The sequence below is a fragment of the Streptomyces sp. NPDC048257 genome, assembly GCF_043201855.1.
Taxonomy (GTDB): domain Bacteria; phylum Actinomycetota; class Actinomycetes; order Streptomycetales; family Streptomycetaceae; genus Streptomyces.
The window spans coordinates 588,601-603,994 of the sequence record NZ_JBICZI010000003.1 but is presented as its reverse complement, the minus strand read 5'-3'; the positions used below and the strand labels follow the sequence as shown (position 1 = coordinate 603,994).

Sequence of the window (15,394 nt, the reverse complement as noted above, 5' to 3'; positions counted from 1 at the left end):
GCACGGCGGCGTGAGGATCCACGGGCTGATTCCGTTTCTTTACGGCTGGAGGCTTTCCGTGCTCGAACGCAAGCAGCTCAAGGGCCGCACACAGGTCACCTTCATCCTGCCCGAGGACACTCCCGACGGGCCGGTCAGTGTCGTCGGGGACTTCAATCACTGGAACCCGGCAGCCCACCCCCTGGAGCCCCGCGGGGACGGAAGCCGCGCCGCGGCCGTCGCCCTGCCCGTCCACAGCGCCCACTCGTTCCGCTACCTCGCGGCCGGCGACTACTGGTTCGACGACGAACAGGCGGACGGCCACGACGGCACCAACGGCCGTATCCACACCTGACGACGACCGAGGTGAGACCCCTGTGAGCAGCCCGATCGGCCTTTCGGAGGACGGCCTCGCCGCCCTCCACCATCTGAGGGAGCTGCGGGAGATCAACACCGTGGTCCTCCGGTTCGCCGACACCCCGGACGTGCTGGTCCCGGAGATCGAGGGCAACCTGACCCCTGACGAGCTGGTGCAGGGCCTGCCCTCGGACGAACCGCGACTGGTCGTCCATGAGCTGGCGTTCGCCAGCCCGGAGGGCATGCGGCGGAACGAACGCCTCCTCATCTTCTGGATGCCGCCGCCGGCCGGTGAACAGGAAGAGACCTACACGGCCGGGTACACGGCCCTGAAAGAGCTCCTCACCGACGTCCACGTCCACCTCATCGCCAGGCGGGCGGACCAACTGGGGTACCGCCGGCTGGTCGCCCTGGCCGGCTGAAGCCCTCTGAAGGGCCGGCCGCAGACCCAGGCCCGGCGGGCGCCCGCCGGGCCTGGACACGGCGCAGGGGGAACGCGGCCCTGCGGGCCGTGTCAGACCTGACCCCGCCACTGCCCGGTGGCCGAGCCGTGGTCCTCGATGAAGTGCTTGAACCGCTTCAGGTCTCCCTTGACCTGCCGGTCCACGAAGCCGAGCTTGTCGCCGATGTTCTCCGCCATCCCCTCGGGGTCGAAGTCCATCATCAGCGTGACCTGCGTATGGGACGGATCGATGGGATGGAAGGTCACGAGGCCCGACTGCTCGCTCTCGCCTCCCACGGTGACCCAGGCGACCTTCGTGTCGGGGATCTGCTCGGTGATTTCCGCGTCGAATTCCCGTTCGACACCGGAGATCTTCGTCACCCAGTGCGTGAGCGTGTCCGAGCGCTGCTCGATCCGCTGCACGCCGTCCATGAACTGCGGGAACGACTCGAACTGCGTCCACTGGTCGTACGCCGTGCGGACCGGGACGTTGACCTCGATGGACTCCTTGACCGTCGACATGACGCGTCTCCTTTGCGATGGGTGGGGGGAGCGGGAACCGGCTCTCGTACCTGTACGGCTCCCGCAGGGCAAGGCATCCGTGCCCTCTCACCGCGCGCCTTCCCCGGCGACCGGGTGCGGACTCCCCGAACGAGCCCACTTCCCGGACCAGGCGGCCCCCAGCAGTCGCGGCCTCTGCGCCGGGAGGTGTGCGCGGGGCATTCTGGGCAGATGACGGAACCCGGCGGTCCGAGCGCGCGCCGGCGCAACGGCGCGTACGGCTACGGGCTGGTGACCAAGGTGCTGCACTGGACCGTGGCAGCTCTGCTCCTCGTGCAGTTCTCCGTGGGATACCGGCTGGGAGGCGACGGAGGGCACGGGCGCGGACGGGGACGAGGACGGGGCGCGGATTCCGGGCGAGGGAGGGGGCGGGGAGGTGCGGACGGATTCGATCCGTTCGGCGACGACCGGCTGCTGACCGTTCACGTGCTGCTCGGGCTGGCGATCCTCGTCCTGGCGGTGGTACGGCTCGCCTGGCGACGGGCAACTCCCCTGCCCCCGTGGTCCCCGGCGCTCTCCCCGCGCGAGCGAGGACTGGCGCACTGGACCGAAGTCTTCTTGTACGGGGCGCTCCTCGCGATGCCGCTCACCGGGCTGTGGCTGGTGGCCCTCGGCGATGACGACGCACTCGCCCCGCACGTCGCGGCGCACGTGGTGTTCTTCGTCGCGCTCACCGCACACCTCGGGCTGGTGCTCAGGCACACGGTGGTCCGCCGCGACCGCCTGCTGCGGCGCATGCTGTGAAGCCGCTCACCGTAGGGTGGCCGGACCCGATCAAGGAGGACCGGCGTGGCGAGCATCGTGATCGCGCAGACGACCGTGGACGACGAAGCGAAGGCGTACGAGATCGCGCGGGCCGCGGTGGAGGCGAGGCTGGCCGCCGGCGTGCACATCGACGCGCGGATGACCTCCTTCTACTGGTGGAAGGACGCGGTGCAGCACGAGCGGGAGTACCGGCTCTCCTTCAAGACGACGGCGGAGAAGGTCGCCGAGCTGGGGGCGTGGATACACGAGCGCCACCCCTACGAGGTGCCGCAGTGGATCGTGCTCCCGGCCACCGCGGCCTCGGAGGAGTACCTGGCGTGGGTGGTGAAGGAAACCGCGACGGAGTAGCCCGCCGTACGGACCGAGGACCTCGGACGGGGCGTAGGGGGTGCCCTGCCGATCAGACCGGAGCAGGGAGCGGCCTGATCGGCAGGACGCCGCCCGGCCACATGATCAACCCGTGGGAAATGCCTGTGCTCCGGCGGCGGGCCCGCGTTAGTGTGACCCGCATGAACGTCACCGGCCCCAGCACCACCGCGACCGCGCGAGCGACCAGCTCGCCGGTTGCCGCCGCCTGACTTTCCCCTCTCCCCGGCGACCGGAGAACGGTCCGCCGGTAGTGCCGCGGCATCCGCTGCCCCCGGTCGGAGACCCAACGGTCCCGTTCTCCGGTGCCTCCCCGCTGTGTTGCGAAGGAGCCACCCCCATGAACACCGAGCAGCTGGTCCGCACGTTCGTCGAGTACTTCGAGGAGCGCGAGCACCGGCGCATCGTCGGCTCGACGCTGCTGCCACCACCCGGCGACCCCGTACTCTTCACCACCTCCGGCATGCACCCGCTCACCCCGTACCTGGAGGGCCGCCCCCACCCGCTGGGCAGGCGGCTGGTCAACGTCCAGCGCTGTCTGCGCACCACGGACCTGGACGAGGTCGGCGACGCCACCCACCTGACGGTCTTCGAGATGCTCGGCAGCTGGTCGCTCGGCGACTACGACGGCCCGCTCAGTCTCGGCTGGGGCTACGGGCTCCTCACCGAGGGACTGGGCGTCGATCCCGGCCGGCTGTACGCCACCGTCCACGCCGGGGACGACCGGACCGGGCCGGACACCGCCTCCCTCCAGCTGTGGCAGGACCGTGGCGTTCCCGTCGAACTCACCGTGGAGGACAACTGGTGGTCCAACGGACCCGTCGGGCCGTGCGGTCCCGACTCGGAGATCTTCCTGTGGAGCGGCGACGGCCCGCCCCGGTCGACGCCCACCCGCGACGAGCGCTGGGTCGAGGTGTGGAACCACGTGACGATGAGCCACCGCCGGCTCGACGACGGCTCCCTGGTGCCCCTTCCCCAGCGCAACGTGGACACCGGCCTCGGCCTGGAGCGGCTCGCCTCACTGCTCCAGGGCAAGTCGTCCGTGTTCGAGTGCGACGTCTTCGACCCCTGGCGCAGCCTCGTGCCGCGCCTGTGGCACCTGGACGAACGGTCGCTGCGCGTGGTCTGCGACCACTTGCGCTCGGCCGTCGTGGTCCTCGGCGACGGCGTGCGCCCGGCCAACACCGGCCGGGGCTACGTGCTGCGACGCCTGGTGCGACGGGTGCTCACCCTGCTGTGGCGGGACGACCCCTCGCGTGGCCTCGAAGACCTGCCGGACGAACTGGTCCGGCACACCCTCGACCACTTCCGGCAGGACGGGCACCCGGGCGACGTAAGGCGGCTCCTGCTGGAGGAGGAGCAGCGGTTCCGCCGGCTGCTGGAGCGCGGGCGGCAGGTCCTCGCCCGCCCGCGGTTCCAAGGCCCGCTGACCCAGGAGGACTTCCACTACCTCCACGACACGCACGGACTGCCGCGCGAGCTGGTCGTGAGCCTGCTGCAGGAGTGACGGCGATGCGGACCGCCGGCCCGGCTCCTGCTCACGAGTCCTGGCCGGCGCTGACGGCCGTCACGTGCGTGGAGCCGTCGCGCAGGGCGGTGATGCGGACCTGTCCCGCGGGGAAGGGGTCCCTCCCGTTCGGGCCCGGTACCTGGGCGAACGGCGTCCAGGCACCGTCAGGCTTCCTGACGTTGTGCCAGATCCGTCCGTCGAGCCCGACCGCCACCACCTGGGCGGAGCCGTCGGGCGTCCCCGCGATGCCGATGGCGCTGGCCCCCATGGTGGCCGTGGTGACCCCCCGCGGGGGCCGGAATCCGGTCCAGGAGCCGTCCGCCCGCCGCAGCTGGTGGTATACGACCCCGTCGAGGCCGATCGCGAGGACCTGGGAGGACCCGTCCGGCATCCCGGTGATCGCCAGAGCCGGTCCGGAAAACGCCGGGGCCCCGTTGTACCCGGCCAGGCGTCCCCAGGCGGTCCACGCACCGGTCCGCCCGCGAACGCAGTGGTACATGGCGCCGTCCGTGCCGTAACTGAGCAGCTGGGCCGACCCGTCGGGCATGGCGGTGATCGAGACCTTCGCCGCGCCCCAGCGGCTCGCCGCGGTGAAGCCGGGCAGGGCACGGAAGCCGGGCATCCCGCCGTCGGCGCGCCGCTGCTGGTGGTAGGCGGTGCCGTCCATGGCCGTCACCACGATCTGGCAGGTGCCGTCGGGGAAGGCCGCGATGTCCGCCTCCCGGACGGTGAACCCGGTCGAGCCGCCCGGCCCCGCGACGCGCTGCCAGGGCTGGAGCGTGACCGAGCCCCGTACGACGGTCAGCCACAGGCCGTTGTCGGCCGCGATGCCCAGCACCACGACCGAGCCGTCCGCCCGGCCGGCCACGGCGCTCTGGACCCCCGCGAACGAGCCGGCGCCGACCGCGCCCGGCAGCGGACGCATACCGCCCCACGACCCGTCGGCGCGGCGCTCGGTGTGGAAGAGGACCCGCTGCTCGACGTCGTACGGGGGCAGTTGCGCGGAGTAGAACCACACCGGGTTGGTGAGGGCCACCAGTTGGTCCAGCGTGGTGGAGGCGGGCTTGGGCCGACGCACCTCGGCCCGTACGAACAGGGAGGCCTTGCCCCAGCCCCGCCAGCGCAGTTGACCCCTGCCGCTGCCGTCGATCCAGGTGGCGGCCATGATGCCCCACTCGGTGTACAGCGTGGCGATACTGTCCGGGGCGCCCGTCACGTTCAAGGTCACGTCGACGGCGTCGAAGAACGACAGGGGCAGCTCCTCGCCGGGCCCGGCGACCGCTGCGCCGGTGCGGGCGGTGAAGTCCAGGGTCACGGCCGCGGATTCGACGGCGTACGACCGGCCCAGGCGCAGCGCGTCCAGTACGGCGGACGTCGACAGGCCGGCCGCGTGCACCACGTTGTGGGGCCGGCCGACGGCGTCCGTGTGGCTGTGCGCGTCGCTGTTGCCGACGGCGGCGACCCGCTTGCCGAGGCAGAGCATGACGTGCCAGGCGGCGATGTTGGCCGCGTCGTCCAGGGTCCAGGGTCCGTTCCACACCTCCAGCGCGTCCACGCGGTCGAGGCCGAACTCCCAGAAGGATCCCGCCGCCGGAGTGAGCGGATGGGCGGCGATCGTGAGTCCGCCCAGGCTGTGCACGCGCCGGGCATGGCCCTCGAACACCCCCGGGTTGGCGGGGCCGTAGCGCCAGTCCACCCATTCGCCCTGCGGCAGCCCGACGGCCAGCCAGTGGCCGTGGCGGGTGGTGACCTCCTCGGCGTTGATGACCAGCAGGTCGGTCGGGACGTTGCCCTGCCAGGTCACGCCGGTGGAGTGGGTGTTGTGGTCGGACGTGGCGATGAAGTGCAGCCCCTCCTGGCGGGCGGCCGCGACGATCTCGTCCACCGTGCGCTTCCCGTCGGAGTGCACGCTGTGCAGGTGCAGGTCGCCCCGGTACCAGCCCGGGCCGCGCCCCGCCACCGAGGCCGGCAGGATGTCGTACGGGGTCCGGGGGAGCGGGTCTCCGGAGTGCAGGGTGACGTCGACCTGCCAGGCCATACCCCCGGCGCTGCCGACCATGGGCCCCAGGATGACGGACCAGCCGCCGCTCTCGACGGGGCCGGGCGCGTAGCCGGGAGTGGCGTCCGCCGCGGAGAGGGTGAACCCGGTCCGTTCGCCGCCCGACCAGCCGCGGAAGCCGGACGGGCCGAAGATGCCGAGGTCCAGGATGCCGGCGGCGGCGTCGTGGGTGGTGGCGACGGAGATCCGCTGGACTCCGGCCGGGACGTCGAAGGCGACGTACGCCCACTGGTCGGTGCCTTGGGGGGCGCGACCCCGGTAGGTGGTGGTCACCGCGTCGGTGCCCTGGCCCCGGGTCGCGGCGTACGCGATCGGTGCGGGAACCAGCGCGGCGACCCCGCCCGCGGCCAGCAGGGCCCCTAATCGGAGCAGGGACCTGCGCTCGACGTGCGGGTGGGGGGCGGACGCATCGCTCGGGAGGTGTTCGCTCGGCACAGCCGTGCTCTCCATTCATGGGGGGTGGCATGGAAGGCGTGCAGGTGCGAGGGCGTGCGGGAACGCGGGGACGCGGCAACGCGGGAAACGGGCGTGGGCGGATCCGCACGAAGACGGGGAGCAGGCGGAGCAGGTGGAGCAGGTGGAGCAGGTGGAGCCGGGAGGGCCGGAGCGAGCGGCGGCCGGTCCCGCCCGGTGGTGCGGGCGGGACCGCCGGCGCCTCGCTAACGGCGTGAGCGCTGGGCCTCGACGATCTGTCGCACGGAGCCGTCGACGTCCGTCCGGGCCTGGATCCGCTCGGCGAACCCGGGGAACTGCCCGGCGATGGCGCTCAGCAGCCGCAGTTCCAGCGGTGCGACGTTGACCTCGCACAGGTCGCGGCGGACGGCCCGTACGACGCCGTCGGCGACCTGTTCGGGCGTGACGGTCCTGATGCCGTTCGGCGGGGTGGCGCCGGTGGCCGCGAACATCCCGGCATCGCGCACGAAACCGGGCTGGACCAGCGAGACCCCCACCCCCGTACCGCTGAGCTCCTGGCGCAGGGCGAGCGCGAACCCGCGCAGCCCGAACTTCGTCGCGTTGTACAGGGAGGTCGACTTGGTCGCCGCCTTGCCGGAGATGGAACCGACCAGCACGATGTGGCCGCGTCCGCGGGCCACCATGTGCTCCGCGAGCAGCCGGGAGAGCAGGACGGGCGAGCGCAGGTTCACGTCGAGGGCGCGGTCGAGCTGGTCCTCGGTGTAGTCGAGGAGGTCGCCGCTGGCGGGCAGGGCGGCGTTGGCGACCAGGACGTCCGCCTCGGCGCAGCTCCCGGCGAGGCGTACGACGTCGGACCGTACGGCCAGATCGGCGACCACGGTGCGGGCGCCACAGGCGTCGGCGGTGGCCTTGAGGGCTTCCTCCCGCCGCCCGGTGACCGTGAGGCGGGCGCCCTGCGCGGTCAGGCGTGCGGCCAGGGCGGCGCCTATGCCTCCGGTGGCGCCGGTGAGCAGAACGTTCGATCCGGATATGTCCACGACCACTCCCGTGCGGCGTTGCGGTGTCGGTCAGTCAGTTGTTCGTTCGAACGAACAGTAGGGATGAGGCCTCTCCTTGTCCACACCCCGGTCGTCCCCAACTCCCCAGCCCCGCCCGGGCGGCCGGATCGGCCGATGGGGCAGAATTACGCCATGTCCCATGCTTCCGACACCCGCCAGAGCATCATCGACGCCGTATTGCGGATCATCGGGCAGGACGGCATCGCCGCCCTCACCAACCGGCGGATCGCCAAGGAGGCCGGAGTCTCCCTCGGTTCCGTCACCTACCACTTCGCGACCCAGCACGAGCTGCTGCGCGAGAGCCTGCTGCACTTCGTGGCCGAGGAGACCCGGCACTTCACGGCGCTCGCCGACGCGTGCTCCGACGAGAGCTTCGACCTCGGGCAGGCGGCCGAGGTGGTGGCCCAGGTCGCGGGCGGCAACGCCTTCGACAGCCGCCACATCGCGCCGTTCGAGCTGTACGTCCAGGCCGGCCGCGACGAACGGCTGCGCGCCGCCGCGGCCGAGTGCTTCGCCGCCTACGACCTGCTGGCCACCCGGATCCTGACCCACCTCGGGGTCCCGGACCCCGAACGCCTGGCCGGCGTGGCCGTCGCCCTCGTGTTCGGGCAGCAGCTGCGCCGCCTGGCGACCGGTGCCCCCGCCGAGGACCTCGTCGACACCCTGCTGGTTCTCACGCAGTTCACCGCGACGAAGGCCCCGTAGCCGGCGAAGGCGCGCGGCGGCTTCAGTACGTGTGCCCCACGTGCGCGAGGGCCTGCTTCAGCAACACCGCGTGGCTGTCCGGCATCTCGCCCTGCACGGCTGCCGAGAGCGCTTCCTGCGGGGTGAACCAGACCAGGTCCAGGGCGTCCTGCCGGGGGCGGCAGTCACCGGTGACCGGCACGATGTAGGCGAGTGACACCGCGTGCTGGCGGGGGTCGTGGTAGGGGGTGATGCCGGCTGTGGGGAAGTACTCGGCGACGGTGAAGGGCTGGAGGGAAGGGGGGATGCGGGGGAGGGCCACCGGCCCCAGGTCCTTCTCCAGGTGGCGGAGCAGCGCGTCACGGATCCGCTCGTGGTGCATGACACGGCCGGACACCAGAGACCGGCTGATGTTCCCGTCCGTGCCGATCCGCAGGAGCAGCCCGATGGTGGTGACTTCGCCGGTGTCGTCCACGCGTACGGGGACGGCCTCGACGTACAGGATCGGCATCTGTGCCCGGGCCGTGTTCAGCTCGTCGCTGGTCAGCCAGCCGGGCGTGGTTTCGGTCGTGTCAGACATCCCTTGATCCTACGGTCAAGGGCGGGTCCCGGCCCAGATCGCGCGTCCAGCAGCCCGGCGGGGCCCGGCATCGGGCGGCTGACGTAACGTTCGGGCATGAGCATGCCGCCGCCCCAGCAACCCCCCGGCCCGTACGGACCCCCGCAGCCCCCGAACCCGTACGGTGCCCAGCCGTACGCCGCACAGCCCGCGCACCAGCAGCCGTACCCCGCTCAAGCGGCCTGGGGGCAGCACCCGATGGGCACGCCGCCGCGCAAGCGCCGGACGGGCATGGTGATCGGGATCGTCGCCGCATCGCTGGTGGCGCTCGGCGTAGTCGGCGTGCTCGTGTCCGTGGCGGGCGGATCCGGTTTCCCCGAGGCGCGCTACCGGCTCATCGTTCCCAAGACCGTGGTCGACGGCAAGTACGAGCTGGTCCAGGACCTTTCGGCCACCGAGGGGAAGAAGGCGCTGAAGGGCAGTTACGACTCCAAGATCCGCAATCCGGAGCCGGTCGTCGGTCAGTACACCTCCACGTCCTCGAAGGGGGCGAGCGCCCTGGTCTTCTCGGGGATGTACGGCCAGTTCAAGGACCCCGCGAGCGCCCGCAGGAAGATGCTGGACGGCGCCGCGGACTCCGAGGGCGCGTTCCTGGCCGTCCCCGCGCGGGACGTCACGCCCACCGGTTCCGGCATCACCCTGTCCTGCGAGGTGCTGACGATGACGCAGGGCTCGGCCCAGAGCTCCCTGCCGATATGCGCCTGGGCCGACGAGAACACCGGCGCCTCGGTCGGCTTCGTCACTCCGGAGACCGCGCAGCAGAAACCCGAGGCCGTCGACCTCGTCAAGATCGCCGAGGCGACCCTCAAGGTGCGTGCCGAATCCCGGCAGCCGATCGGCTGATGAGGCGGCCTCCGCTCGGTCGTCGCCCTGACCGCGGAGGCGCTCAACCGGGCCCCGCCTCGGCGGCCCCCGGCGTCACGCTCGGGACAGCTGGGTGGACGCCCAGTGGTGGAACAGCGGCGGATGCGGCTCGGGCTTCACGCCCAACACCTGGATCCTGAAGCGCACTTCCTGGCCGGTGAGACCCCCCGCACGCCGGCGCACTGCGAGCGGGAGCACCCTTCCGGAATCCGGTCAGGCCGTCCGAGGGCGCGTGGCCGGCTCCGGTGCGCCGAGTGGCGCCGGTACCCGAGAACGCGCGCGGGGTACGCCGTCCGCCGGAGCCGGCGGTGAGCGGGTGGCTCGTACGGCGTGTCCGGCGGTGTGGACGGGGGTGGCGCGGTCGTGCTGCCTAGCGTGGCCCCATGAGCACACGACCCTCACTGCCGTTGGCCGGGTACGGGATCCGGTGCGCCCGGCCCGACGAGTCCGGGGCGGTCGCCGCGCTCCTGGCCCGCGCCTTCGCCGACGATCCGGTCATGGCGTGGATGGTTCCCGCCGACGACCGGGAACGACGGATCGCCCGGTACTTCCGGCTGGCCCAGCGGCAGCAGCGGCCGCGCGCGGGCGCTGTCCGGGTCGCCGCCACGAGCGAGGGACGGTTGCTGGCCGCCGCGCTCTGGTCGGGGCCCGGGCGCTGGAAGACCTCCGCGGTGCAGGAGCTGGCGGCGCTGCCCCGGTACGCGGGCGTCTTCGGCCTCCGGGGGATGCCGCGGGCCGGGGAGCTCCAGAACGCCATGCACGAGGCCCATCCGGAGACCCCGCACTGGTACCTGCCGTCCGTGGGGACGGATCAGGGGCTCCAGGGGATGGGGGTCGGCTCGGCGCTGCTGCGTCAGCAGCTGGCCGACTGCGACCGGTTCGGGCAACCCGCCTACCTGGAGTCCAGCAACATCACCAACGTCCCCTTCTACGAAGGGCTGGGCTTCCGGGTGACCGGTGAGATCCGGACCCCGGAGGGCGGGCCGACCCTCTGGCCCATGTGGCGCGACCCCCACGGTTAGACGGTGTCCTGCGGATCTTCCGGCCGTCGTCCCAAGCGGCTGGAACACTCTCAAAAGGGCGGCAACTGCCCTGCCGGCTCCGTTGATTGACGAAACGATCACGCTTGCGTTCCGGATAAATGATCTGGAAGCCTCCGTTTGACTCACCTGTCATACGAGTAACGGAGGCAACCCCCGTATGCCCTCAAGCCGAATACGTCGCGCCTGGCTCGCGGCAGCCGCCGCGGCGGCGCTCGCGTTCACCGGTCTCGCGACGCCGGCGCACGCGCAGGACCTTCCGCCGGATGTGCCGGGGTCCTGGATCCAGGAGCCCCGCGCCACCGAAGGCACCCCCTCGGCCTTCGGTACCCGCGCCTGGACCGCTCCCGGTGGCGCGGCCTCGCCCGGTGACTTCACGCTGTCGCCCGGCGAGATGAACGCCGAGACCACCAAGCGGGTCGCCCGTCTGGACTCGGTGCTGCCCAAGTCGGGCGTGCAGAACCTGCTGGACGGGGCCAACCGCACCGTCCAGCCCTGGTGTTCCCGCGACCCGTTCGGCACCGCCCCGGACCCCGACATCAAGTACTGCCTGCAGGGCGACGACTCCGTATCGCGGGAGTGGGTCCCGCAGGGCTTCACCGGCGTCTCCGACGCCAAGGACAACGAGCTGTGGGGCGACGCCGGGAACATCCAGCTGTTCGCGTCCTACGACGGATGGGACCCGGGCCGGGAGGACGACCCGCTCCCGGCGGCCGGCGACTGCACCACGGCCGAGCTGGAGGACAACGACGCCTGCAACCAGAAGGGCGTCCGGATCACCTTCGTGCAGAGCCGGACCAACCCGGCCACCGGCAGTCCCGAGGTCAAGTACCGGCACGTCCTGCTGGGATGGACGTACGTGAACTCCGCCGACCACGTCTCCTTCGACGGGCTGCACGCCGCCGAGTACCCGATCCAGAAGGGCGTCCACGCCGGCGGCATCGTCTGGTACGGCAACTACCTCTACGTCGCGGACACCCGCAACGGCCTGCGTGTCTTCGACATGCGCTCCATCATGGACCTGGACCCGGACGGCGACCCCGCCACGCACGACGAGATGGGGACCGACACCGACGGGGTGAAGACCACCTCCAACGTCGAGGACAGGACGAAGGTCGGCCGGCACGACAACGTCTGGTACAGCTTCGGCTACCGCTACGTCATGCCGCAGGTGGCCGCGTGGAAGTTCAAGGCGACGCAGAACAACCCCAAGGGTTCCTACGCCTGCGTCTCCACCGGCGCCCCGAAGGGCTCCTACGTCTCCCTGGACCGCAGCACCACCCCGGACCGCCTGATCATGGGTGAATACTGCCGTCCGGAGAGCGGCTACCCCTCGACCGGCCGCATCGCCTCGTACCCGGTCGCGGCCCTGGAGGGGCGCTCCGCCGACGTCACCGCGCAGGGCTGGGCCAACTACCTGCCCATGCCGAACGGCGGTGCCCAGGGCGCGGCCGCGTACGACGGCACGCTCTACGTGAACGAGTCCAAGGGCACGGACGAGCCGGGCAACCTGTGGCGCTACCGCTGGAGCAACGGCCAGCTGGTCCAGGACGGTCAGGCCGTCAAGACCGCCCGGGGCGCCGAGGACCTCTACGTCGAGCGCGGTACGGGACGCCTGTGGTCCGTCTCCGAACACCGCCCCGGGTCGGAGCCCGACTGCCCGGCGAACCGGGACCCCGCCGACCCGGCGGGTACGGACTACTGCCAGCGCGTGCTCTACGGACACAAGCTGAGCTGGCTCGACGCCCGGCCGTAAGCACGGTCCACGGCGGCCCGGCTCAGCGCAGGACGTAGGGCTCCGTCCACCCGAGGGGGTGCGGGAGAGCGTGGGGTCCGCCCTCGGCGGGCTCCACGCCCCCGGCGGCGAACGCGCCGAGCGCGCCGACCAGTACGGCGCGTTCGGCGGGCCGGAGCCGCGCGAGGGCGGCGGCCGTCTCCGTCCGGCGCCGGGCCGTCACGTCCGTCACCAGGCGCAGGCCGGAGGCCGTGGCGGTGAGCACCGTCTCCCGCCGGTTCTCCCGGTTGGGCCTGCGGTCCGCCAGGCCCGCGGAGATCAGCCGGTCCACCATGCGCATGGCGGTCGACGGGTTGACCGCCATCAGCCCCGCGAGGGCGACCAGCTTCACGTGGCCGCGCGCCACCAGGACCTGGAGCATCCGGAACTGCGCGAGCGTGACCCCGTTGGCGGCCCCGCCGTCCCCGCCCCCGTCCCCGTCCCCGTCCCCGGTGGCGACCGCCAGGGCCCGGGCGGAGATGGACGCGAGCAGGTGGGAGGCGGCCAGGACCGCGCGCGTCACCTCGTCGACCTCGTCCGCGGCGGGTGACGGATCCGCGGGTCGCAGTTGCTCGGTCATACCCCTTTGTACCGCCTGACCGTGCGGGGCACCCGACGGACCGAAGGGGCCGACGCGCCTTTCCCGTTCCGCCGTGGCGAAACGGGGCCGCAGTCGAATGTCATGGCTTTCACATCGTAAATCTGGCACAGGGCAAAGACGTTATCATCTCGTGACCTTTGCGAGATCGGGGATAATTTGTCCGGATAAATCTGTGCATTCTCCATGGGCTGGCAGAGGTCTGGGCCGCCCGGGCGGCGTTGTGGGATAACACGGACGCATCGCCTGCGGAACCCCGTACCGGCATGTCTTTTCGGCCGATGATCGGTAGCTTCGGCCCGCATGACCGCTGCTCGTGCAGACCTGGCCACCCGTTCCCGAACCCCCACCCCCACGACGACCCCACCCGGAATCCGGGCCGACCGCCCCGACGTCTCCGACGGCCCCGACCTCTGGCGCATCGCCCGCGACGCGAAGACCCTGGACGTCAACTCCCCCTACAGCTACCTGCTGTGGTGCCGGGACTTCGCCGCCACCTCCGCCGTCGCCCGCGACCGCGACGGCCGGCCGGTCGGCTTCGTCACCGGATACCTGCGCCCCGACGCCCCGGCCACCCTGCTGATCTGGCAGGTCGCCGTCGACGCCGCCGTCCGCGGGCAGGGGGTCGCCGGATACCTCCTCGACCACCTCACCGCACGGGTCGCCGCCGAGCACGTGCTCGATGCCCTGGAGACCACCATCAGCCCGGGGAACACCGCGTCGGAGCGGCTGTTCGCGTCCTACGCCGAACGCCACGGCGCCCACCTCGCCCGGGAGGTCCTCTTCGCCGTGGAGCACTTCCCCGGCGGCGCCGGGCACCACGACGCCGAGGTGCTGCACCGCATAGCGCCCCTGGCCCACTGACCGACCACCGACCACCGATCACGTTCGCAATCGTCCGTCACCGGACACCGCAGGAGAGGCAGGTCCCCCTTGACCACGACAGCACCGATCCCGACCGTCTTCGACACCGTCGAGTCGGAGGTCCGCAGCTACTGCCGCGCCTGGCCCGTCGTCTTCGACCGCGCGCAGGGAAGCCGCCTCTACGACGAGAACGGCCGCGCCTACCTGGACTTCTTCGCCGGCGCGGGCTCGCTCAACTACGGGCACAACAACCCCGTGCTCAAACAGGCGCTGCTCGACTACGTCGCACGCGACGGCATCACGCACGCCCTGGACATGTCGACGACCGCCAAGCGGGCCTTCCTGGAGACCTTCCACTCCACCGTCCTCGCCCCCCGCGGCCTGCCGTACAAGGTGATGTTCCCCGGCCCCACCGGCACCAACGCCGTCGAGGCGGCGCTGAAGCTGGCGCGCAAGGCCAAGGGCCGCGAAGCGGTCGTCTCCTTCACGAACGCCTTCCACGGCATGTCCCTGGGTTCGCTCGCCGTGACGGGCAACGCCTTCAAGCGCGCCGGCGCCGGCGTCCCGCTGGTCCACAGCACGCCCATGCCCTTCGACAACTACCTCGGAGGCGTAGTTCCGGACTTCCTCTGGTTCGAGCGGCTCCTGGAGGACCAGGGATCCGGCCTCAACAACCCCGCCGCCGTGATCGTCGAGACGGTGCAGGGCGAGGGCGGCGTCAACGTGGCGCGCGCCGAGTGGCTGCGCGGCCTCGCGGACCTGTGCCGCCGCCGGGACATGCTGCTGATCGTCGACGACGTGCAGATGGGCTGCGGCCGCACCGGCGACTTCTTCTCCTTCGAGGAGGCGGGCATCACCCCCGACATCGTCACCGTCTCCAAGTCCATCAGCGGCTACGGACTGCCCATGTCGCTCTGCCTGTTCAAGCCCGAGCTCGACATCTGGGAGCCCGGGGAGCACAACGGGACGTTCCGCGGGAACAACCCCGCCTTCGTCACGGCGACCGCCGCACTGGAGACGTACTGGCGCGACGGCGTCCTGCGCGAACGCACCCGCGTCCAGGGCAACCGCATCGAGCAGGCGCTCGTCGACCTCTGCGCGGACCACGAGCGGGACGGCGCCTCGTACCGCGGCCGCGGCATGGTGTGGGGCCTCGAGTTCACCCGCAAGGAACGCGCCGCCGAGGTGTGTCACCGGGCGTTCGAGCACGGCCTCCTCGTCGAGACCTCGGGCCCGGAGAGCGAGGTGGTCAAGCTGCTGCCCCCGCTCACCGTGTCGGCGGACGAGCTCGACGAGGGCCTCGACATCCTCGCGCGGTCCGTCCGCGAGACCGGCTGACCCGCCGCACCCGCCGGTACCACCCGACCCGATCCGACCCCGTCCGAACCCACCCGACACCATCCGACGCCATCAGACACCATCCGACACCACGAAAGGCAG

General features: G+C 71.7%; 16 protein-coding genes. 11 read left to right on the top strand and 5 right to left on the bottom strand.

What is annotated here, in order from left to right; translation table 11 throughout:
- Positions 1-58 precede the first annotated feature (58 nt).
- Positions 59-334 (top strand): isoamylase early set domain-containing protein, encoded by a 276-nt coding sequence (locus ACGFZK_RS10490; protein ID WP_393848454.1) that lies wholly within the window; start codon positions 59-61, stop codon positions 332-334.
- A gap of 22 nt (positions 335-356) precedes the next feature.
- Positions 357-758 carry a hypothetical protein gene (locus ACGFZK_RS10485; RefSeq protein WP_393848453.1) on the top strand — a complete coding sequence of 134 codons (402 nt, stop codon included), beginning with the start codon at positions 357-359 and terminating at the stop codon, positions 756-758.
- A 92-nt stretch (positions 759-850) separates the two neighbouring features.
- Here the strand turns inward: ACGFZK_RS10485 and ACGFZK_RS10480 are convergent, their stop codons facing one another.
- Positions 851-1,300 (bottom strand): SRPBCC family protein, encoded by a 450-nt coding sequence (locus ACGFZK_RS10480; protein WP_393848452.1) that lies wholly within the window; start codon positions 1,298-1,300, stop codon positions 851-853.
- Between the two features lie 210 nt (positions 1,301-1,510).
- On the opposite strand from ACGFZK_RS10480, the gene ACGFZK_RS10475 reads away from it, so the two are divergent.
- The 3 genes from ACGFZK_RS10475 to ACGFZK_RS10465 all read left to right on the top strand — a co-directional run bounded on the left by ACGFZK_RS10475 (position 1,511) and on the right by ACGFZK_RS10465 (position 3,977).
- On the top strand, positions 1,511-2,083 hold the full coding sequence (locus ACGFZK_RS10475; RefSeq protein WP_393848451.1) for a cytochrome b: 573 nt from the start codon (positions 1,511-1,513) through the stop codon (positions 2,081-2,083).
- Positions 2,084-2,128: 45 nt separating this feature from the next.
- Positions 2,129-2,452: a divalent-cation tolerance protein CutA gene (gene cutA / locus ACGFZK_RS10470; RefSeq protein WP_393848450.1), complete on the top strand. Its 324-nt coding sequence runs from the start codon at positions 2,129-2,131 to the stop codon at positions 2,450-2,452.
- Positions 2,453-2,810: 358 nt separating this feature from the next.
- The gene (locus ACGFZK_RS10465) at positions 2,811-3,977 is read left to right on the top strand and encodes an alanine--tRNA ligase-related protein (RefSeq protein WP_393848449.1); all 1,167 of its coding nucleotides are present in this window, start codon (positions 2,811-2,813) and stop codon (positions 3,975-3,977) included.
- A gap of 31 nt (positions 3,978-4,008) precedes the next feature.
- Here the strand turns inward: ACGFZK_RS10465 and ACGFZK_RS10460 are convergent, their stop codons facing one another.
- Positions 4,009-6,489 (bottom strand): CehA/McbA family metallohydrolase, encoded by a 2,481-nt coding sequence (locus ACGFZK_RS10460; RefSeq protein ID WP_393848448.1) that lies wholly within the window; start codon positions 6,487-6,489, stop codon positions 4,009-4,011.
- Between the two features lie 209 nt (positions 6,490-6,698).
- Positions 6,699-7,490, bottom strand: coding sequence for an SDR family NAD(P)-dependent oxidoreductase (locus ACGFZK_RS10455; protein WP_393848447.1), 792 nt, complete (start codon positions 7,488-7,490; stop codon positions 6,699-6,701).
- 153 nt (positions 7,491-7,643) lie between these two features.
- On the opposite strand from ACGFZK_RS10455, the gene ACGFZK_RS10450 reads away from it, so the two are divergent.
- The gene (locus ACGFZK_RS10450) at positions 7,644-8,216 is read left to right on the top strand and encodes a TetR/AcrR family transcriptional regulator (protein ID WP_393848446.1); all 573 of its coding nucleotides are present in this window, start codon (positions 7,644-7,646) and stop codon (positions 8,214-8,216) included.
- 22 nt (positions 8,217-8,238) lie between these two features.
- Here the strand turns inward: ACGFZK_RS10450 and ACGFZK_RS10445 are convergent, their stop codons facing one another.
- Complete coding sequence (locus ACGFZK_RS10445) at positions 8,239-8,775, bottom strand: NUDIX hydrolase family protein (RefSeq protein ID WP_393848445.1); 537 nt, start codon at positions 8,773-8,775, stop codon at positions 8,239-8,241.
- Positions 8,776-8,871: 96 nt separating this feature from the next.
- Between ACGFZK_RS10445 and ACGFZK_RS10440 the strand changes: the two genes are divergently transcribed.
- The 3 genes from ACGFZK_RS10440 to ACGFZK_RS10430 all read left to right on the top strand — a co-directional run bounded on the left by ACGFZK_RS10440 (position 8,872) and on the right by ACGFZK_RS10430 (position 12,474).
- Positions 8,872-9,657: a hypothetical protein gene (locus ACGFZK_RS10440; RefSeq protein ID WP_393848444.1), complete on the top strand. Its 786-nt coding sequence runs from the start codon at positions 8,872-8,874 to the stop codon at positions 9,655-9,657.
- A 404-nt stretch (positions 9,658-10,061) separates the two neighbouring features.
- Positions 10,062-10,700, top strand: coding sequence for a GNAT family N-acetyltransferase (locus ACGFZK_RS10435; protein ID WP_393848443.1), 639 nt, complete (start codon positions 10,062-10,064; stop codon positions 10,698-10,700).
- A gap of 178 nt (positions 10,701-10,878) precedes the next feature.
- Positions 10,879-12,474, top strand: a complete 1,596-nt coding sequence (locus ACGFZK_RS10430) for a hypothetical protein (RefSeq protein WP_393848442.1) — start codon at positions 10,879-10,881, stop codon at positions 12,472-12,474.
- Between the two features lie 22 nt (positions 12,475-12,496).
- On the opposite strand, the gene ACGFZK_RS10425 is transcribed toward ACGFZK_RS10430, so the two are convergent.
- Positions 12,497-13,072: a MarR family transcriptional regulator gene (locus ACGFZK_RS10425; RefSeq protein WP_393848441.1), complete on the bottom strand. Its 576-nt coding sequence runs from the start codon at positions 13,070-13,072 to the stop codon at positions 12,497-12,499.
- A 321-nt stretch (positions 13,073-13,393) separates the two neighbouring features.
- Here ACGFZK_RS10425 and ectA point away from each other — a divergent pair, with 321 nt between their 5' ends.
- On the top strand, positions 13,394-13,954 hold the full coding sequence (ectA, locus tag ACGFZK_RS10420) for a diaminobutyrate acetyltransferase (protein WP_393848440.1): 561 nt from the start codon (positions 13,394-13,396) through the stop codon (positions 13,952-13,954).
- 69 nt (positions 13,955-14,023) lie between these two features.
- On the top strand, positions 14,024-15,292 hold the full coding sequence (gene ectB / locus ACGFZK_RS10415) for a diaminobutyrate--2-oxoglutarate transaminase (protein WP_393848439.1): 1,269 nt from the start codon (positions 14,024-14,026) through the stop codon (positions 15,290-15,292).
- The last annotated feature ends 102 nt before the right edge of the window (positions 15,293-15,394 follow it).

What these genes read in the sequence shown, in the direction of transcription:
- ACGFZK_RS10480 (WP_393848452.1), bottom strand. Translation starts at nt 1,300, where the DNA reads ATGTCGACGGTCAAGGAGTCCATCGAGGTCAACGTCCCGGTCCGCACG.
- ACGFZK_RS10475 (WP_393848451.1), top strand. Translation starts at nt 1,511, where the DNA reads ATGACGGAACCCGGCGGTCCGAGCGCGCGCCGGCGCAACGGCGCGTAC.
- ACGFZK_RS10465 (WP_393848449.1), top strand. Translation starts at nt 2,811, where the DNA reads ATGAACACCGAGCAGCTGGTCCGCACGTTCGTCGAGTACTTCGAGGAG.
- ACGFZK_RS10460 (WP_393848448.1), bottom strand. Translation starts at nt 6,489, where the DNA reads ATGGAGAGCACGGCTGTGCCGAGCGAACACCTCCCGAGCGATGCGTCC.
- ACGFZK_RS10450 (WP_393848446.1), top strand. Translation starts at nt 7,644, where the DNA reads ATGTCCCATGCTTCCGACACCCGCCAGAGCATCATCGACGCCGTATTG.
- ACGFZK_RS10445 (WP_393848445.1), bottom strand. Translation starts at nt 8,775, where the DNA reads ATGTCTGACACGACCGAAACCACGCCCGGCTGGCTGACCAGCGACGAG.
- ACGFZK_RS10440 (WP_393848444.1), top strand. Translation starts at nt 8,872, where the DNA reads ATGAGCATGCCGCCGCCCCAGCAACCCCCCGGCCCGTACGGACCCCCG.
- ACGFZK_RS10435 (WP_393848443.1), top strand. Translation starts at nt 10,062, where the DNA reads ATGAGCACACGACCCTCACTGCCGTTGGCCGGGTACGGGATCCGGTGC.
- ACGFZK_RS10430 (WP_393848442.1), top strand. Translation starts at nt 10,879, where the DNA reads ATGCCCTCAAGCCGAATACGTCGCGCCTGGCTCGCGGCAGCCGCCGCG.
- ACGFZK_RS10425 (WP_393848441.1), bottom strand. Translation starts at nt 13,072, where the DNA reads ATGACCGAGCAACTGCGACCCGCGGATCCGTCACCCGCCGCGGACGAG.
- ectA (WP_393848440.1), top strand. Translation starts at nt 13,394, where the DNA reads ATGACCGCTGCTCGTGCAGACCTGGCCACCCGTTCCCGAACCCCCACC.